Origin of the sequence: Bifidobacterium apicola, from assembly GCF_042846865.1 — a bacterium.
GTDB classification, from domain to species: Bacteria; Actinomycetota; Actinomycetes; order Actinomycetales; family Bifidobacteriaceae; genus Bombiscardovia; species Bombiscardovia apicola.
Genome location: NZ_BAAFQQ010000001.1, coordinates 327,026 through 342,647, shown reverse-complemented (window position 1 = coordinate 342,647; position 15,622 = coordinate 327,026). Strand labels below are relative to the sequence as shown.

The following is a 15,622-nucleotide window of genomic DNA, read 5'->3' as shown; positions in this document are numbered from 1 at the left end:
CCCGGCGTGCCCGAGCAGGGACCGATGCTTTGGGAGTCCAAGCCCTAGGCGCTTTCCATGGCGCGCACGAGGCGCAGTGACTCATTCAGAGCTTGGCGAACGGTCATTCCCTCAAGTCCAAGACTGACTGTCGTAGCGATCGGCGCAGCGCTTCGGAATCCTGCGACCGTGTCGTGGGCAACCTGGCATGACTCGTAGATGCGATTGGCCAGGCGGATGATGTCCTCGGGACTGTTGGCTATCCCTACGGGGATGACTCGTATGGCGGCACTATTGGTGGTGCTGGTCCTTCCAGTAGTCGCGATGTCTGCGCCGCAGCGAACTTGTTCCAAAGCCAGCTTGGTGGAGGGCCCCAACAAATCGAGCGATCCACGCGACTTCATATCGTCCTCCCAGGCGAGAAGGCGCTTAGCGAACTGTTCTGGATCGATGCGTCTTCTGCCCTTGATAATCAGATCCGCTACTATCAGCGCCTGCTCGGTATCATTGGTCACAGACCCCGCAGACATGCCAGGTGCGATGGGTTGATCTGCAATATCTGCCGTAGGCCTCATGCATGGCTATTGGACTCGTGCTCTGCGTGGGCATGCCCAGCGCATCCCCCAAGGAAAGTCCAGTAAGTGCGCCAAGGGCGCCTTCCTCAAGCGTGCTCATTGTCGCGCGAGCACCCTCTAAAAATCTTCGCAATGCTTCGGACCGGGATTATCCTGCCTTAACTGAATATTATCGATGCAATCTGTCCAATCAGCACGATAAGCACGATTTGCCATGAAGCATGAGGCCCATATCGGCCTTTTGCCGTGTAGCGCATCAGCAGTGATCGCGGAAGCGCTGAGCAGATACCCTGAATTGGGTAAAAGGAACCCAGGTAGTTGCGTATGCATGCGTTGCCTCCGAATACTATGGGTTTGCATTTGTCGGAACTCTTTGATCGCTATGATCACTGTTTTACTGCGCTCAGCCAGGGGCCATGGGCCTAAGCTTGCAATGGCCGATTAAGCATCCATTAGAGGTGTTGTCGGCAGTGACCTGGAGCCTTTCTTATGCAATCATGAACTGCAAACTATTTGTTTGGACGTATGCGAAACAGTGTAAATCTGGATTTGACAAGGAAAACTACGCGCGTAGAATACCGTGTTGTAAGCAATGGAATGCGAGCGATGCCGCTTTCCTATCTACGCGGGTAGAACTACGATATTCGCAATTAAATCGTAGCGATCCCTTGCAAGGAGGCATAAATGGGAGCGAATCGGACCAAGAGGGAAGAATCTGAAACTGTGAATCTGCGGTCCAGGTCAAATTCCGAAGTGTCTGATCAACGGGAGCAGGCAGCTGATGTCAACTTCCGCACCAAGGAGGGCAGAAAGAGCTTCTGGACCAATATCGTGGCTGTATGGTTGGGCACAACCATGGAGTATGTTGACTTTGCCCTGTACGGCCTGGCTTCGGGACTGGTCTTTGGCGACATCTTCTTTCCCGGGCAAACGCCGGTCATCGCTCTGCTTTCCTCATTCGCGACCTATGCGGTCGGCTTCCTAGCCAGGCCTGTCGGAGCCTTTGTCCTGGGCAAGATAGGCGATAAGCGCGGACGCAAGTTCATCATGGTCTTCACAGTCATGCTGATGGGTCTGTCGACTACAGCCCTGGGGCTTTTGCCGACGTACCAAATGGTAGGCATTCTTTCGCCCGTTCTCTTGATACTTTGCCGCGTATGCCAGGGGTTCGGCGCTGGGGCCGAGCTTTCGGGAGGAGCAGTGATGCTCGCCGAGTATTCCCCTGTCAACCATCGTGGCCTGGTTTCCTCATTGATTGGCATCGGGTCCAATTCGGGCACCCTGCTGGCTTCTGCCGTCTGGCTCTTGGTCCTGCTTTTGCCCCACGACAGCCTGATCACCTGGGGGTGGAGGATTCCCTTCCTGGTCTCGATCCTGATTGCGCTTTTCGCCGTCTATCTGCGTCGCTCCATGCAGGAGACACCGGCATTTCGTTCCTATCAGGCCAATAGGAAGAAGGAAGAGGCTATTCTGGCTGCCGCAGGCAAGCAGGAGAAGAAGTCCCAGGGTGGCTGGAAGGCCTTCTTCGTCATGCTTGGTCTGCGTATAGGAGAGAACGGCCCCTCGTATCTTTCGCAGAGCTTCCTTATCGGATACGTAGTCACACTGGGCGTGAACAAATCTGTGCCGACCACAGCAGTGCTGATCGCCTCGTTGTTGGGCTTCCTGATCATCCCATTCTCCGGATGGCTTTCCGACCGGTTCGGCCGCAGGATTGTCTACCGCGTCTTTTGCCTGCTTCTGGTCCTCTACGCCTTCCCGGCCTTTGCCCTGCTGCAGTCAAAGAACACCATTGTTGTCAGCCTGGTGATAATCGTGGGTATGGGTGTGGCTTCGTTGGGCATCTTCGGAGTCCAAGCGGCCTACGGTGTTGAGCTCTTCGGCATTCAGCACAGGTATTCCCGGATGGCAGTCGCCAAGGAGCTTGGTTCCATCCTTTCCGGCGGCACGGCTCCGATGGTCGCCTCGGCACTGCTGGCAGCCTTCAGCTCCTGGGTGCCTTTGGCTGTCTACTACTGTCTGATGGCGGCGATCGGTCTGATAACGACATTCTTCGCTCCTGAGACCCGTGGCCGGGACCTGACCCTGGTTGATGATGCGATCTGATGAATCTCCATTGAATCGGTAATCTGTAAGAAGACCAGTTGCAAGGAGGGGAATGGTGACGAGGCGTCCGACAAGGGATGACGTGGCCAGGGAGGCGGGTACCTCATCCGCTGTGGTGAGCTATGTGATCAATCATGGTCCACGTCCAGTCTCCGAGCAGACCAGGCGCAAGGTCTTAGAGGCCATCAGGCGAACCGGCTATGTGCCTAATAATATCGCCAAGTCGCTGGCCAACGGGACCAGCGATACCTACGCCCTGCTGGTGACAGACCTCGCCAATCCCTTCCTGGCTCAGATGACCAAGGCTTTGGAACACAAGCTTTTCTCCTTGGGCAAGACCCTCCTGGTCGGCGATTCCAGCGATGACCCCAGTCGCCAGATGGAGCTCTTGGAATCCTTCCAGCGTCAGCAGGTCTCTGGTCTGGTTTGGTATGGCGTGGACCAGCCTCTTCCCATGGATGCCCTCGAAACCTACCCGGGAACCGTGGTTATGCTCAACCAACCGGAAGGACAGGAATTGAGTCCCTCTGCAGGGCGCCGGGTTCGATTGGGCCTTGACGAAAGCGAAGAGGCTAGGATGGCCACAGCCCATCTGATAGGGCATGGCTATCAAAAGCTGGCCATCATTGCCGGCCCTCGGGAGCGTCTCAATTCGCGGGAAAGAATCCGTGGGTGGAAGAGGGCCATACGTGAATCCGGCCTTGAGCCAGGGCAGGAGATCTTCGTTCCCTACACCTGCCAGGGGGGATACGAGGCGGCGGAGCTGGTCGACGATCAGGTTGAGGCTGTCTTTGCTTCGAATGAACTTCAGGCCATGGGTTTCCTGGCAGGCATGGCCCAGCGCGACAAAAAAGTGCCTGATGATGTTGCTTTGGCGGCGATGAATGGGACTGACCAATCCGCATATTTGATTCCGTCACTGACAGCCGTCCAGCTGTCCGAGGATGAGATAGCGGACAAGATTGCCAAGGTGTTGCTGAAACCGGACGGCGCCTATCAGGACAATGGCGATGATGGAGACGACAAATCAGGGGGTTACGAGACTTCCGTCGCTCCAACAGATCGTTCGGATGCTCCTGTCCGTACTGGTTTAGGCACAATTCCGGCAGCTCCACAGCTGGTCGTAGGCCGTAGCTGTGGATGCAGCCAAAATGAGGTATGAAAATAGAAATGAAAGATGCAGTCAACATTATCGTCGACTGTGACCCGGGCAACGGTGTGCCCGGAGCCAACGTCGATGATGCCCTGGCCATTGCCTATGCCTTGCGTTCCGAAAAGCTCAAAACCAGAGCAATATGGACCGTGTTCGGCAACACTACCTCTGATCTCGGTTATTCGAGTGCAGAGGCCTTGCTGAGATCCATGGGACGCATGGATGTTCTTGTCCGTCGAGGGGCGGACGGCCCGCTGCAGGGATCACGCCAGCCTTGGCTGACCAAGAGGCTCAATGCGGCCAGCAGCCCCGAGGCGCCAGAAGTATGGAGAAATGCCGTGGGATCGCAGGCAGGGTTCCATGCATCAAGCGCCGATAAGGCATCAGCCATACCAGAGGTTTCCGGGCCTGATCAGCTTGCGCAGGATGTGCTTGCTTGCAGCGGTCCGGTGTCCGTTGCCGCCATAGGACCTCTCACCAACATAGCCAGACTGATCAGTGATGAGCCACAGGTCGTTGACCATATCGAAAGGATCAGCATCATGGGCGGTGCCATTGGATTCGGCGATGAGGTGGACACCAACTTCGCCGTCGATCCGGTGGCAGCTAGGCGGGTGCTGGAATCCGGCATTCCCATCACCTTGGTTCCGCTTGATGTGACCAGGAGCACGCATCTGAGCCAGCGATGCTGGGATCGCATGATCGCCGAGGCCGATGCAAGCAAGGCGCCGTGGAAGGACTCGATGGACGACTGGTTGAGACCGTGGCTGACATACAGCAGACGAACTCGACCGGTCGATGGCATGTGGCTTCATGACCTGGTATCCGTCTTGGCGCTGGCTGAAAGGGACCTGGTTGCTCTTCGTCCTGCACGAGTGAATCTTGCCGACAGCGGCAAGCTGCTATTGGCTGACAGGAATGGTGACCAGCCTGGCAGTGGTGTCAGATCGTATGAGGTGGAACTTTGCACAGATGTCGATAATTCACGCATGATTCAGGTCTGGCAGCAGGCTGTTCTGCCTCGCTGAAGCTACGAGGATCTGATTTAAATCCGGGCCGAGCCCTTTTCACTATCTCATGAGTTAGTCATGGGGGCTGCAGCACATGTACGCGTCTAATTATTCCGCAAGTGGTTGGACTTTGCGGTGGCGGTCATGTGCTGTTTGGCAGCCTCCTGGACCTTCGAAAACCCAGGAATATTGTCAACCTGCTTATAGCAACGACCTAAAACGCTGTCTGCATCACTATCGCCGGTCACGATGCCCGATTGCCCGTAGTGATGGCTCTGCGTTGCTTAGGGGCAGCTTTGCCAAAACACAATTGTAAGAGCCGAAAACCATAGCGTTTTCACAGGTCGACCACAGTCAATGATGGCAGTTTGACTGTGCCGTAACACAGTCATTGGCAATGGTCCAGACATGTATCGGCTGTTGCTGAGCATGAGAAAAAAAGAGAGCGATCTGGAGTTTGCAAGCCCAACGAATATAAAAAGATCCCGAGGTGACCTCGGGATCCTATCTGTGGAGCTAGGGGGGTTCGAACCCTAAAATAGGCAAAACCGGAGAATCAAGCGGGAGTAAGTATGGGACGGTGAGACCTACTCCTGATTGACTTTCGTTAGCTTTTTTCGTATGCCATCTTGGACAGTTGGAATAGTTAAATTAGGCGGGTTGCGCTCAAAGTGCGCTCAAAATTGCCGGTGTTTCGTGCTGTCGTACTTGCGTCGCATCCGCTCGTAGTCCTCTGTGCTCCCCCATACCCTGATCGCCGAGATGTCCTGCTTGACTTCATTCTTGGCCGCCTCGATTCGCGAGCGTTCCTCTGGTGTGAGAGTGGGGTCTTGGAGCTTGTCGAGTAGCGCGTCCTTATGGCGTTCCATGGTGGCCTTGATCTGCAGGTGGCGTGCGATGACTTTGCTCTGGTCTGAAGGGTTGTAGCCGCGGGGGCGCATGCTTACGTCCTGGGTGTCATCGTAGTGGGTCATGGGTGTGGGGCACATCTTCGTTGCCCTATGCCGGGACGCGGACGTGTTCGACTGTGACATCATGGCCTCCGGGGCCTGGACCAGATCCTGCATATTCGTATACTACGATTTTGCCTCATGCGTGTGCTTCCTCTACCATGTGTGCCCCGCCTATGAGGGGATGATTCTACAGGGTTTCTTGGCCCGATGATATTCACCACCGTGGAAAGCAGAAAAGCGCCCCCGTTCTCCGTTCTATCGGAGGCGGGGGCGCTTGTTTGTGGGGGGGGGGGGGTTACTTGCCGGCAATCCGCCGGACGCTGGCCCCGGAGTCGACCTCGGGGACTCCGGCGATGGAAGTGAGTAGGCTGATGACGGAGGCGAGGGCCGCGGTGCCGGCCACCATGGGCCAGTCCACTGCGCCGATTGTGGCTGCGCTGACGGGGATGGCGGCCATGGCGGCCTGTGCTCCGGTCTTGACGGCGCGCACCAGGGCCGCTTTCACCCAATCCTTCAGAGACGAGCCTGCTGGCGGCTCGGGCGGGTTGGCGGCCGCGTGCTGTGGTAGCGTATTTCGATCTGTCATTGTTGTCTCCTAGTAATTGATGGTCTGTCCTGGGTAAATCAGGTCGGGGTTGGCGATGCCGTTGGCCGATGCCAATGCTTGGACGGAAGTGCCCAGGGATTGGGCGATGCCCGAAAGGGTGTCGCCGGATTGCACGGTGTACGAGTGTCCGCTGTCCTGGGCTGCGCCACCTCCGAGCGACAGCACCTGGCCGGGGTAGATGAGGTCGGGGTTGGCGATGCCGTTGGCCGATGCGATGGCCTGGACCGAAGTGCCGTAGCGGAACGCGATGGAGCTCAGGTTGTCACCAGGCTGCACCGTGTAGGAGCCTGCTGGTGCGGCGGCCGCCGGGGCCGCGGAATCGATGCGCAGCACCTGGCCCGGGTAAATTCTGTTGGCGTCGGCGATTCTGTTGATTTCTGCCAAATGCTGCCAGGAGGTGCCGTACGCCGAGGCGATGCCCGAAAGGGTATCGCCGGATTGCACGGTGTAGGTGTCGCCACCAGAAACATTGGTGTCAGGCGCTACTGGAACGGTGATGTTGGGCGCTGGCTGCTGGGAGCCATCGAAGGCCGCGTATGCCAGCCAGTCCTCGCGGGAGCCATAGAACTTGTTGAGATCCAGCGGTCCGTTGTACCCGCTTAGCCGGCCGTTGGAGGAGTACTGGCGGATGGTGCATCCGTATGCGTTCTCGTTCCACGGAGCGTCCTGGTAGCCGGTGCCATCTATTGATGCGTACTGGGCGACCCACAGGCCGCAATCGTGGCTCTGGCCGACCTGGGCGATTTGGCCGTACACGGACGCTGACGCGTAGATGAGCGGCTTGATGCCGGTCAGACGGATGATTTCCGCCACGACTGCGTCCAGATAGCCCACATTGCCCCAAGCGTTATTGGAGCCCGACTCCCAGTCGACCGCCAGGACGGCCTTGTGCAGCCATCCACGGACCTGGTCGACGAAGAACTTGGCCTCGGCCTGAGCGCCGGAGCCGCGGACGTACATGTATACGCCAGCGAGCTTGCCGCAGTCCAAAGCCTGGTCGACGGCGCGGGCGCAGTCCGGGTTGACGTACCCAGTGCCCTCGGTCGCTTTGGCGATGATGAATTCAGCTGGCACCGAGCTCACATCGATGCCGGATTGCCAGCTGGAAATATCTATGCCATTAAGAGCCATGACCGGCCCCTCTCCGCCCGTTTCCGGGCATGAAAAAAGCCGCCCCACGATGGGACGGCCATGGTTGTGGTTCGCGCCTGGCTAGCTGGCCAGGACGAGAATGAACAGCATGATGGGCAGCAGGTCGCGCAGGAGCGAGGCCAGCAGAAGGCTGAGGCCTAGGGTGGCGAGTCCTGCCGCCGCGATGCAGGCGAGGATGGCGAGGAATGCGGATGGTTTCATGGCTGTCTCTTCTGGTGGTGTTGGGCGAGGTACGATTCGGCTTCCTGCATGACCCAGCAGGAGGCGTGGAGGGCTTCGAGCTTGCTGAGCTCGTAGCGCACTTTCGTGCTTTGGTCCCCGGGTTGTTCCATCAGGCCGATCAGCGTGTTCTTGATGGTGTCCTTGCGTATCTCGATGAGTTGTTCGTTGGTTTCGCGGATTCGCTCGCTCATTTCTTGGGTCTGCTGCCAGTGTCGGTTCATCGTGGACCCGTAGGGCAGTTGGCCGGGGTCGACGTGGCTGTACAGCCAGGTGGAGAGCCTGGCGATGCTGCCTGGCCAGAGTTTGATGACCAGGCCGAGGACGGCGACGACCACGGCATCGGAGATCAGGCCGCCGGTCAATGAGTCGAGCATGTGCGATACTGCCTTTCATGGGAGAGGAGACCCGCACTGTCAAGCCTCCGGATGGTGAGCATGCGCAAGGATTTACCCCGCCCGGCCCCGCTCACTGCCCCACCCTCCAGGTTGTCGGCGGGATAATGACTTGCCTGCTACTGACCCCCTGCGGCCAGGAGGCCAGTTGGACGACACCGTTGGGATTGATCTTGCCGAGGAGGAAGCTGTTGCCGCCGTTTGTGGCGAAGACCACGTACAGTTCCTTGCTGGGCGCAGCCCTGCGGTCAATCGTGCACACCGTGTCGTTGTACGTGGCGCTCGACCCGTCCTTCGTGTCCAGCCAGCCGGAGAAGCTGACGATGCTGTCTGCGACGCTGAGATGCAGCAGGTTGTCCTTGTACTTAGCGGCCACCGTCGTGGGCAGGCGGGCGTAGCTGACGTCCGTGCTCGCGCCCAGCAGACCCTGGACCATGTATCGTGATATGACCGCATACCCAGCGTCGTTGGGGTGCATACCGCCTTGATCGTCGGTTAGACTGGTATCCCCGTACAGCCACTGGTATCCGTGGCCGATGACTTGCACGCCGCTCTCAAGCGCAGCTCGGGCGGCATCGTAATCCCGGTCCAGCAGATAGTTCGGGACGGGTTTCGCGCACCACAGGCTCGGGATGCACACGACCCGCGCGTCCGGCCAGGCGGACTGGCAGAAGGCGAAACACTTGATGGCAGCCACGTACGTAGGGGCATCGTAATCGTTCTGGCAGCCCGCCACGATGATGATATCCGGCGTCACTCCGTTGTCTCTCGCGAGCGTCGCCTGCTGTTGATAGTTGCGGCCCAGCTCTCCTCCGGCCAGGTAGCCCGACCCGCCCACCGCGTAGTTGACCTCCTGCCAGCCCATCGCGTCGCTCACCAGCTTGCTGTAGCGCTTGAAGGGGTTTGACGCCATATACCCCTGCGTGAAGCTATCACCTATCCACAGGCACACACCGCCATGCAGCGCATGCCATGTAAGCGATTCCTCGGAGCGGATCAGACGGGCCACCGTCCCGTCCTGCACCCCCTTCTCTGCGGCATTCAGCGCATCATCCCTTGCCTTCTGCGCCTCATCCCTGGCGGCCCTCGCCTCATCCCGCGCCTGCCGGGCCTCAGGGGTCACATCCCCGATAGGCCCCGGGATAGCCACCGTACGTCTGTCAACAATCTGATCCACCATGAAAACCTCCATATGATAGGAAACTGGACAATAACGCCACAAGATAAGGAAAACGAATGACTGAGGAAGAAAAAAATGCCGCAACAGGGAAATAAAGCCGCCGCCACAGATCAAGCGGCTATCTCGCAGCCAGACAAACAAGAGAAGCAAGAAGGCGAGACGGCGCTTCAACAAGCCGAAGGTAATGGTGAACAAACTCCAGCCTGGTTTTACAAGGGATTCAAGGCATTACCATATGTCATCCTTGTTTTCGCAATACTGCTAGTAGCGATCAACCGTTCCGCAAACAAGATCGGTCCGCAGAATCGGCTCAATTTTTGGGCTTCTTCGCTATCATTGTGTGCATCTTTCTTCTCGTCCGTGTCAATGTTTTTATCGCTATGGAATGAGAGCAAGAAAGTCACTGTGGCAGTGACACTAGCCTATGTCGGTGTGATTATCTCCCTGTTTGGTTCAGGTTTGTCGCTTATACTGGTTATCTTTGCCGGGCACTAATCCGCCAGCGTCCAGTAGCCCCAGCCCAGAATTTCCGTGACCCCGGTTCGACTGGCGATAATCTTCCACGATCCTGACCTGCGGTCAGTCCAGGCTGGTGCGCAGAAAGCGTTAGGCGGCACATACACGGCTGCCAAGCCATCTGCACCATGCGCATCACATCCTCGCTCATACCAGAGCTGCCCGTCTAGGGAGAGCATCTGATAGGAGCACTGCCAGTCTGATAGGTCTACCGATTCGAAGGGCCCGTTAAGCTTGGACTGTCGCTGCCAGCGAGCGCCGATACGGTTTGTTGCGCCGCGTAGGAGTAGGATGTCTTGTCTGCCTATGTTTTCAGCTAGTACTCCGTTACCCATAATGCTCCTCTCAGGTTCGCATGAATTGCGTGTAGGTGTTGAGTCGGGCGGTGTTGCTGGCGAAAGCTGGGTAGCTGCCGTTGAGGCCTTGCATCTGCAGTACTACGGAGATGCTGCTGGGTAGGGCAGTATATTCCTTGTTGGCTGTCAGGCTGCAGGTAATCATGATGAGTTTGTCTGCGACTGTGGTTGGTACGCGTTCTGAGAGCATGACATCAGTGTTTACGAGTAGTCTTGCCAAGCCTATTGGCGCGCCTTGTGGGTTTTCGCCTGATACATTTGCGTTTACTGAGACTTGTAGCACGCACCTGCTTGTGCCTTGTGGTACTGGGATTTCCAGGATTACTGCGGTGGACCAGGTAGTGCTTAAGCCGAAGTTTGACGTGTTCTTTTCCTGGATGTCAATCACTGGCTGTGATTCAAGCAGCTTCTTGATCTGTTTCTGCTGCTCATCCAGACGCTTCGTGACCTGACCGAGCTCCGTGCCTGTGGGCCTGTTCGCTTCATCTTTTTCGCGCTCTTGCTGACGCTGGCGGCGGTCACGGGCGAGGAAGCCGTCAAGGTTGCCTGGCTGGTATTTGCCCATGATGTTTATCCTTCCGTCCTGGTTCGTGCCTGCAGGTCGAGCCAGTCGCTGTCGGATGATCCTTTCACATCGGTGATCTTTAGGTGCAAGACCTTGTCTCCTAGGAAGTCGTCCTCAACTCGTACGTCGGCCCAGTCGCCGACGTGCACGGGGTATTCTTCGCCCACGGATAGGCCTATGGTTTCGTTCATGCCGGTCCCGTACCAGGCTTGCGCTGTGGCGTAGTGCTTCAGGGTCGCCAGCTCGGAGACAGTGGTGTGCTCGCTGTTCTTTGTCTGCAGGACGGGCCAGCTGTGACTGGGTAGGTCATTACGGGTAGCGCGAGCCATGACGGTTTTGTCGGAGCTTTTACCGCCCATAGCCCACACGTCGGAGCACATGCCCGACCCGTCTTCCTGATAACCGGTCAGGCGCACCCGCTGACCGGGAACGGATGCAGTCCACTGCCAATGCCTGTCAGCCAGGTCGGGAGTGGCCTCGAGAGCGAAGCTTAAGCGCCCGGCCATGTCCACTGTCGGGCGGAAGCGGATCTCGTCACCGTCCTGCAGGTCAGCTAAATCGGATAGACGGTCAGCCACTGTGGCCAGGTCCCACCCGTAGTAGGTGCGGGTATGGTCGCCGCCCTGCTTGCCGGGCAGGGTGATAGGCAGGGAACCCCATTTCAGCGCCTCGCTCACCAGGCCGGCGGCGATGTCGCGGTAGGAGCCGGTGAAGGTCATCGCCCAATGCCCGGCGGGATGCTCCTCGTCCACGAGCACGTCGCCGTCGTGGAAGGCATCGTCCAGCGCGTGATCGAGGACGAGCCTTTTACCTAGGAGCGTCCAGCCGCCGCCGACGCTGAGGGAGAGCTTGCGGCTGGCTGGATCCCACTGCCTTGATGTGATGACCCCAGCATGCTTGACATCAGATGGTGTGCGCTGCACAGCCAGCAGGGTCTTCCACGGCCGCAGCATCTCATAGAGCGACGCCCCTTGTGAGCTCACTGCCATGGTAGAGCCCATAGTCACATCCACTTGCATCTGGCCAGGCTCCGATATCGAGTCCGACCAGCTGCATGCCACATACGGTAGCCGGCCTAAATGGTTACCAGTGTGCGCAGAGTAGGCGTGCACCGTCAAAGGCGCATTCACTTTCTGTCACCTCCAAGCAGGTCGTAAGGATACAGTGAGCTGACCAGCACCTTGAGTTTGCACGCTGATATTGCTGATACCTGGGGGCAAGGGGAAGGCATCGTCATAGGTGACCAGGCCTTGAGAGGGATTCATGCTCGCGAAAGCTAGATCCATAGGAGCCGTGCTGCCACTCCAGCTCACCTTGCGGCCAGCTAGGCTGAGCGTCCACCCGGTAATCCCTTTTGCGGACACTGTCGGCCAGGTAGGAGCAGACCCCACGTTCTCCACCTGCGCGACACCATGCGAAGCTTCGACCTGGACGCGAGGCCCGTATTTGAGAGGGTCAGGACAGTATACGACTAGACTGAATGTCATCGATTGCAGGCTGACCAGCAGCGTAGATCCTGGGTCGTCAGCCAGCCAGCCAGTCAGTTCTCGCCAGCCCATAGCATCCTCAACCCTTACCGTCAGCGGCTGGCAGGCGAGCGCGTTGATACGGTCCACGAGTCTGGCGAGGCTGAGTGAGGACCGTTGTGCTGCTGCACAGCGGATAGTGAGGGTGCGTGACTCTGAGGTTAGGCGCGCTGGCCAGTAGGAGCCGTCTTGCTGGGGTATGGCCTGGGCGGTCTCCCGGGGTTTCGGAGTGCCGGTCAGACCATCTATACCATCCTGCCTAATCCATGCGTCAGACCGCTGGTCGAGTCGATTATCGGTTAGGGTCAGGGTGTCCTGTCCGGTGATGAGTTGGATTCTCATATATCATCCCCATCTGCTTACAGCTGCCGCAGCTCGGGTATCGAACATGGCGAACAGCACGTCCGGGTTGGTGCCTCGGGCGTCGATATCCACGGTGACCTGAGCGCCAGAATTTGATGCTTGGTTAGGCCCATTGGGGTGCATGAGGTTGGTGGATGCGGCATCCATTGAGAGAGTCTGATTGCTCAGGGTGAGGCCAGCGGCTAGCTTGTCAAAACTATGGTTGACGGTGGCTTGGCTGTCATCTATGCCCAGGGCCATGCCGCGGCCGATCATCACGCCCACCTGGTCGCGGAAGACCCGTGATGGCGAGTGGATGCCCAGCTTCTCCTTGACCCAGTTCAAGGCGTTTCCGGCCGCGTCGGCCGCGGCCTGGGCTAGTTGTTTGGCGGCCCCGGATAGTCCGTTGACTATGCCTTTGATGATGTTTATTCCTATTTCGCCCCAGTTGACCTGCGCGAAGCCGTTCTTGATGCCGCTGATGATTTGCGGCAGGGCCGCGAGCAGCTTCGGTATGGCTTGGACCAGGCCGCTGGCCAGGGTGATGATGATCTGGATGCCGGCCGAGATGATCTGCGGCAGGTTCTGCGCCAGCGTGTTGACGATGCTGGCTATGATCACTGGTATCTGGGACACGAGTTGGGGAAGGGCGTTGACCAGTCCGTTGATCAGGGACAGGAGCACTTGGACCCCTATTTGGATGATCTCCGGCAGGTTCTGGGACAGCGTCGTGATGATCGCGTTGATGATCGTGGGTATTTGCGCCACTAGCTGCGGGAGAGCATCCACCAGGCCTTGGATGAGGCCGAGCAGGATGTTCATTCCGCCTGTCAGCAGCAGAGGCAGCAAGGTTGTCAACGATGTCAGGATTGTGCTGATGAGCGTGGGTATTTGCTCAGCGAGCTGAGGCAATGCGGCCACCAGGCCTTGGATGATGCCGTTGAGCAGCTGCATGCCCGCCGACATGATCAGAGGCAGCTGCTGCACCAAGGATGTAATGAGCGTCATGATCATGGTCAAGGCCGCGGGGATGATCTGCGGCAGGTTCTGCGCCAAACCTCGCACGAGCGCGGCTATGATCTGCGCAGCCCCGGCGATAAGCGAGGGCGCGGCCGTGGTTATGCCGTTCAGCAAGCTGACCATCACCTCGGACCCGGATGCCATGATCTCGGGAAGGGCGTCTAGGATTGTCGCCGTGAAGTGTCCGATCATCGCGGGTGCTTGCTTGGCGATGGAGTCGATTGCAGTGGACAGGCCTCCGTTCATGCTCTGATCAAGCAGGCCCAGGCCGGCGACCAGGCCGGCGATGATGGCCCCGATGCCGAAGAATTTCAGGAAGTTCCCCGGGGCGAAGAAGTTGCTGACCATGCTGCCGACTTTGCCTAGGCTTGATTGCAAGGGGCCTGCGATGATGTCCCCCAGGCCGCCGAAGAGGTTGCCCACGCCTGACGCCAACGGAGCGAAGGCCCCCTTGATGCCCTCTCCCACTCGGCCGAAAGCGGCTCCGATTTTGCTGTCGCCCAATTTGTCGAACGCGGAAGAGAATCCTTGCCCCAAGCGTGTGGAGAACACTTTGAGATGCAGGTCGGCTGTACTGGTCAGTTTGCCGAATCCGGTGCCGATGGATGACCCCAGGCCGGCTATCGTACCGCCGATTCTCGTGTCCGCCAGCTTGGAGCCCAAACTGCGGAAGGGGGCGGTCAACCCGTCCACGCCTTTGCCTATGCGGTTCAAGGCATTGGCGAACGGGTCGCCGTCGACGGCCATCGCCTCACGCAGATCCTTGTTGAAGTAGCCCTTGAACTGCTGCAGGCCGCCCATGGCACCCTGTAGATTGTCCGGCAGGCCCTTCACTTTGTACAGCAGGTCGCTGATGCCTTTGTCTCCGGCATGACCGATTCTGTCGAAGGCTTCGCTGACGGTCTTGACGTTGCCGCCAACCCCGGCCAGCACGCCGAACCCGGCCGCCAGCGATGCAATTTTGCCGGCCAGGTCGCCGATGGATTCCTTACCGTTGTTGAGGTTGTCGGTGAACGCAGACAGCCAGTCGCCGGCCTGTTTGACAGCCGGCGCGAGCTTGTCCCCGAACATGTCGGCGAATGGTTTGAGCTGTTTGGCGACAGCGTCGATGGCCGGGTTGAGCTTGTTGAGCAGGTCGCGGGCCGCGTTCAGGACCGGAGTGCCGAACTCTTCACCGAGCCGGCCCATGGCCGCACGCATGTTGTCGAACGCTCCCTGGAAGGTGCTTCCGGCGGCGAGCGCTGCGCCTCCAAGGCCTTCCTCCATGGCGTCGGCGAAGGTCTGGAAGTCGATCTTGCCGGAGGAGACCATGTCGGAGATCTGTGCGCTGGTCTTTCCCAGGTGCTTGCCGAGGAGTTGGAGGACGGGGATGCCGGAGGACATGAGCTGGAGCATGTCGTCGCCTTGGAGTTTGCCGCGGGCGGCGACGGAGCCGAAGATGGTGCCGATGTCGGTGAGGCTGCGACCGGAGATCTGGGCGGTGTCGGCCACGGTCTTGAGCACGCGGGTCATCTGGCTGCCGGATTTGATGCCGGAGGCGCTCAGGCTTGCGGCCACCGTGGCGGCGTCGCCCAGGCCGAAGGCGGTGCCTTTGACGGAGTTGAGCGCGTCGGTCATGATTTCGGTCACGTCGCCGGCGGAGTGGCCTAGGCCTTTGAGTTTGGCTTGCGCGTTTTCGATGGCCAGCGCCCGGCCGAAGCCTCCCTTAGCTGCAAGGCCGGCTATGCCGCCGGTGATGGTGCCGATGACCCCGAGCCCGGTCTTGCCGATCTTGTTGAAGGCATCCCCCATCTTGCCGACAAGGCTTGTTGAACCACGGGTGGATGCTTTGTCGATGCTATTGCCGAGGTCGCCTTCGATTTTTCGTCCGAAGCCGCGTCCGGAGGGCTCGACCTGGACGTATACGGTTCCCACGTCCTGTGCCATCGGTTGCTCCTACTTTGTTCTTAGGTCGGTCCCGATGGCGGT

Annotated in this window: 14 protein-coding genes; 4 read left to right on the top strand and 10 right to left on the bottom strand. The window is 58.7% G+C overall.

What is annotated here, in order from left to right:
* Nucleotides 1-44: 44 nt before the first annotated feature.
* Complete coding sequence (locus ACGG9J_RS01605; protein WP_390133014.1) at nt 45-494, bottom strand: ADP-ribosylglycohydrolase family protein; 450 nt, start codon at nt 492-494, stop codon at nt 45-47.
* Nucleotides 495-1,238: 744 nt separating this feature from the next.
* Here ACGG9J_RS01605 and ACGG9J_RS01600 point away from each other — a divergent pair.
* From ACGG9J_RS01600 to ACGG9J_RS01590, 3 genes are read left to right on the top strand one after another with little or no spacing between them, the layout of a single operon-like run.
* Nucleotides 1,239-2,660: an MFS transporter gene (locus ACGG9J_RS01600; protein WP_390133011.1), complete on the top strand. Its 1,422-nt coding sequence runs from the start codon at nt 1,239-1,241 to the stop codon at nt 2,658-2,660.
* Nucleotides 2,661-2,712: 52 nt separating this feature from the next.
* Nucleotides 2,713-3,822, top strand: coding sequence for a LacI family DNA-binding transcriptional regulator (locus ACGG9J_RS01595; RefSeq protein WP_390133009.1), 1,110 nt, complete (start codon nt 2,713-2,715; stop codon nt 3,820-3,822).
* On the top strand, nt 3,819-4,841 hold the full coding sequence (locus tag ACGG9J_RS01590; RefSeq protein ID WP_390133006.1) for a nucleoside hydrolase: 1,023 nt from the start codon (nt 3,819-3,821) through the stop codon (nt 4,839-4,841). The genes ACGG9J_RS01595 and ACGG9J_RS01590 overlap by 4 nt, the downstream gene beginning before the upstream one ends.
* 659 nt (nt 4,842-5,500) lie before the next feature.
* Here the strand turns inward: ACGG9J_RS01590 and ACGG9J_RS01585 are convergent.
* The 6 genes from ACGG9J_RS01585 to ACGG9J_RS01560 form a co-directional block, all read right to left on the bottom strand.
* Complete coding sequence (locus ACGG9J_RS01585; protein WP_390133004.1) at nt 5,501-5,797, bottom strand: holo-ACP synthase; 297 nt, start codon at nt 5,795-5,797, stop codon at nt 5,501-5,503.
* A 274-nt stretch (nt 5,798-6,071) separates the two neighbouring features.
* Nucleotides 6,072-6,362, bottom strand: a complete 291-nt coding sequence (locus ACGG9J_RS01580) for a holin (RefSeq protein ID WP_390133002.1) — start codon at nt 6,360-6,362, stop codon at nt 6,072-6,074.
* A 9-nt stretch (nt 6,363-6,371) separates the two neighbouring features.
* Nucleotides 6,372-7,514 carry a LysM peptidoglycan-binding domain-containing protein gene (locus ACGG9J_RS01575; RefSeq protein WP_390133000.1) on the bottom strand — a complete coding sequence of 381 codons (1,143 nt, stop codon included), beginning with the start codon at nt 7,512-7,514 and terminating at the stop codon, nt 6,372-6,374.
* Between the two features lie 81 nt (nt 7,515-7,595).
* The gene (locus tag ACGG9J_RS01570; RefSeq protein WP_220237200.1) at nt 7,596-7,736 is read right to left on the bottom strand and encodes a hypothetical protein; all 141 of its coding nucleotides are present in this window, start codon (nt 7,734-7,736) and stop codon (nt 7,596-7,598) included.
* Entirely contained in the window at nt 7,733-8,131 is a 399-nt protein-coding gene (locus ACGG9J_RS01565; protein ID WP_390132997.1) for a hypothetical protein, read from the bottom strand. The genes ACGG9J_RS01570 and ACGG9J_RS01565 overlap by 4 nt, the downstream gene beginning before the upstream one ends.
* Nucleotides 8,132-8,222: 91 nt before the next feature.
* On the bottom strand, nt 8,223-9,329 hold the full coding sequence (locus ACGG9J_RS01560) for an SGNH/GDSL hydrolase family protein (protein WP_390132996.1): 1,107 nt from the start codon (nt 9,327-9,329) through the stop codon (nt 8,223-8,225).
* Between the two features lie 75 nt (nt 9,330-9,404).
* Between ACGG9J_RS01560 and ACGG9J_RS01555 the strand changes: the two genes are divergently transcribed.
* On the top strand, nt 9,405-9,824 hold the full coding sequence (locus tag ACGG9J_RS01555; protein ID WP_390132994.1) for a hypothetical protein: 420 nt from the start codon (nt 9,405-9,407) through the stop codon (nt 9,822-9,824).
* A gap of 366 nt (nt 9,825-10,190) precedes the next feature.
* On the opposite strand, the gene ACGG9J_RS01550 is transcribed toward ACGG9J_RS01555, so the two are convergent.
* The 3 genes from ACGG9J_RS01550 to ACGG9J_RS01540 form a co-directional block, all read right to left on the bottom strand.
* Nucleotides 10,191-10,766 (bottom strand): hypothetical protein, encoded by a 576-nt coding sequence (locus tag ACGG9J_RS01550; protein ID WP_390132992.1) that lies wholly within the window; start codon nt 10,764-10,766, stop codon nt 10,191-10,193.
* A 5-nt stretch (nt 10,767-10,771) separates the two neighbouring features.
* Nucleotides 10,772-11,785 (bottom strand): hypothetical protein, encoded by a 1,014-nt coding sequence (locus ACGG9J_RS01545; protein WP_390132990.1) that lies wholly within the window; start codon nt 11,783-11,785, stop codon nt 10,772-10,774.
* An 852-nt stretch (nt 11,786-12,637) separates the two neighbouring features.
* A complete protein-coding gene (locus tag ACGG9J_RS01540; RefSeq protein ID WP_390132988.1) occupies nt 12,638-15,580 on the bottom strand; it encodes a tape measure protein in 2,943 nt (980 codons plus the stop codon).
* Nucleotides 15,581-15,622 lie beyond the last annotated feature (42 nt).

Coding starts and splice junctions, on each gene's coding strand:
- ACGG9J_RS01600 (WP_390133011.1), top strand. CDS start 1,239: ATGGGAGCGAATCGGACCAAGAGGGAAGAATCTGAAACTGTGAATCTG.
- ACGG9J_RS01595 (WP_390133009.1), top strand. CDS start 2,713: ATGGTGACGAGGCGTCCGACAAGGGATGACGTGGCCAGGGAGGCGGGT.
- ACGG9J_RS01590 (WP_390133006.1), top strand. CDS start 3,819: ATGAAAATAGAAATGAAAGATGCAGTCAACATTATCGTCGACTGTGAC.
- ACGG9J_RS01585 (WP_390133004.1), bottom strand. CDS start 5,797: ATGACCCACTACGATGACACCCAGGACGTAAGCATGCGCCCCCGCGGC.
- ACGG9J_RS01580 (WP_390133002.1), bottom strand. CDS start 6,362: ATGACAGATCGAAATACGCTACCACAGCACGCGGCCGCCAACCCGCCC.
- ACGG9J_RS01575 (WP_390133000.1), bottom strand. CDS start 7,514: ATGGCTCTTAATGGCATAGATATTTCCAGCTGGCAATCCGGCATCGAT.
- ACGG9J_RS01570 (WP_220237200.1), bottom strand. CDS start 7,736: ATGAAACCATCCGCATTCCTCGCCATCCTCGCCTGCATCGCGGCGGCA.
- ACGG9J_RS01565 (WP_390132997.1), bottom strand. CDS start 8,131: ATGCTCGACTCATTGACCGGCGGCCTGATCTCCGATGCCGTGGTCGTC.
- ACGG9J_RS01560 (WP_390132996.1), bottom strand. CDS start 9,329: ATGGTGGATCAGATTGTTGACAGACGTACGGTGGCTATCCCGGGGCCT.
- ACGG9J_RS01555 (WP_390132994.1), top strand. CDS start 9,405: ATGCCGCAACAGGGAAATAAAGCCGCCGCCACAGATCAAGCGGCTATC.
- ACGG9J_RS01550 (WP_390132992.1), bottom strand. CDS start 10,766: ATGGGCAAATACCAGCCAGGCAACCTTGACGGCTTCCTCGCCCGTGAC.
- ACGG9J_RS01545 (WP_390132990.1), bottom strand. CDS start 11,785: ATGCAAGTGGATGTGACTATGGGCTCTACCATGGCAGTGAGCTCACAA.
- ACGG9J_RS01540 (WP_390132988.1), bottom strand. CDS start 15,580: ATGGCACAGGACGTGGGAACCGTATACGTCCAGGTCGAGCCCTCCGGA.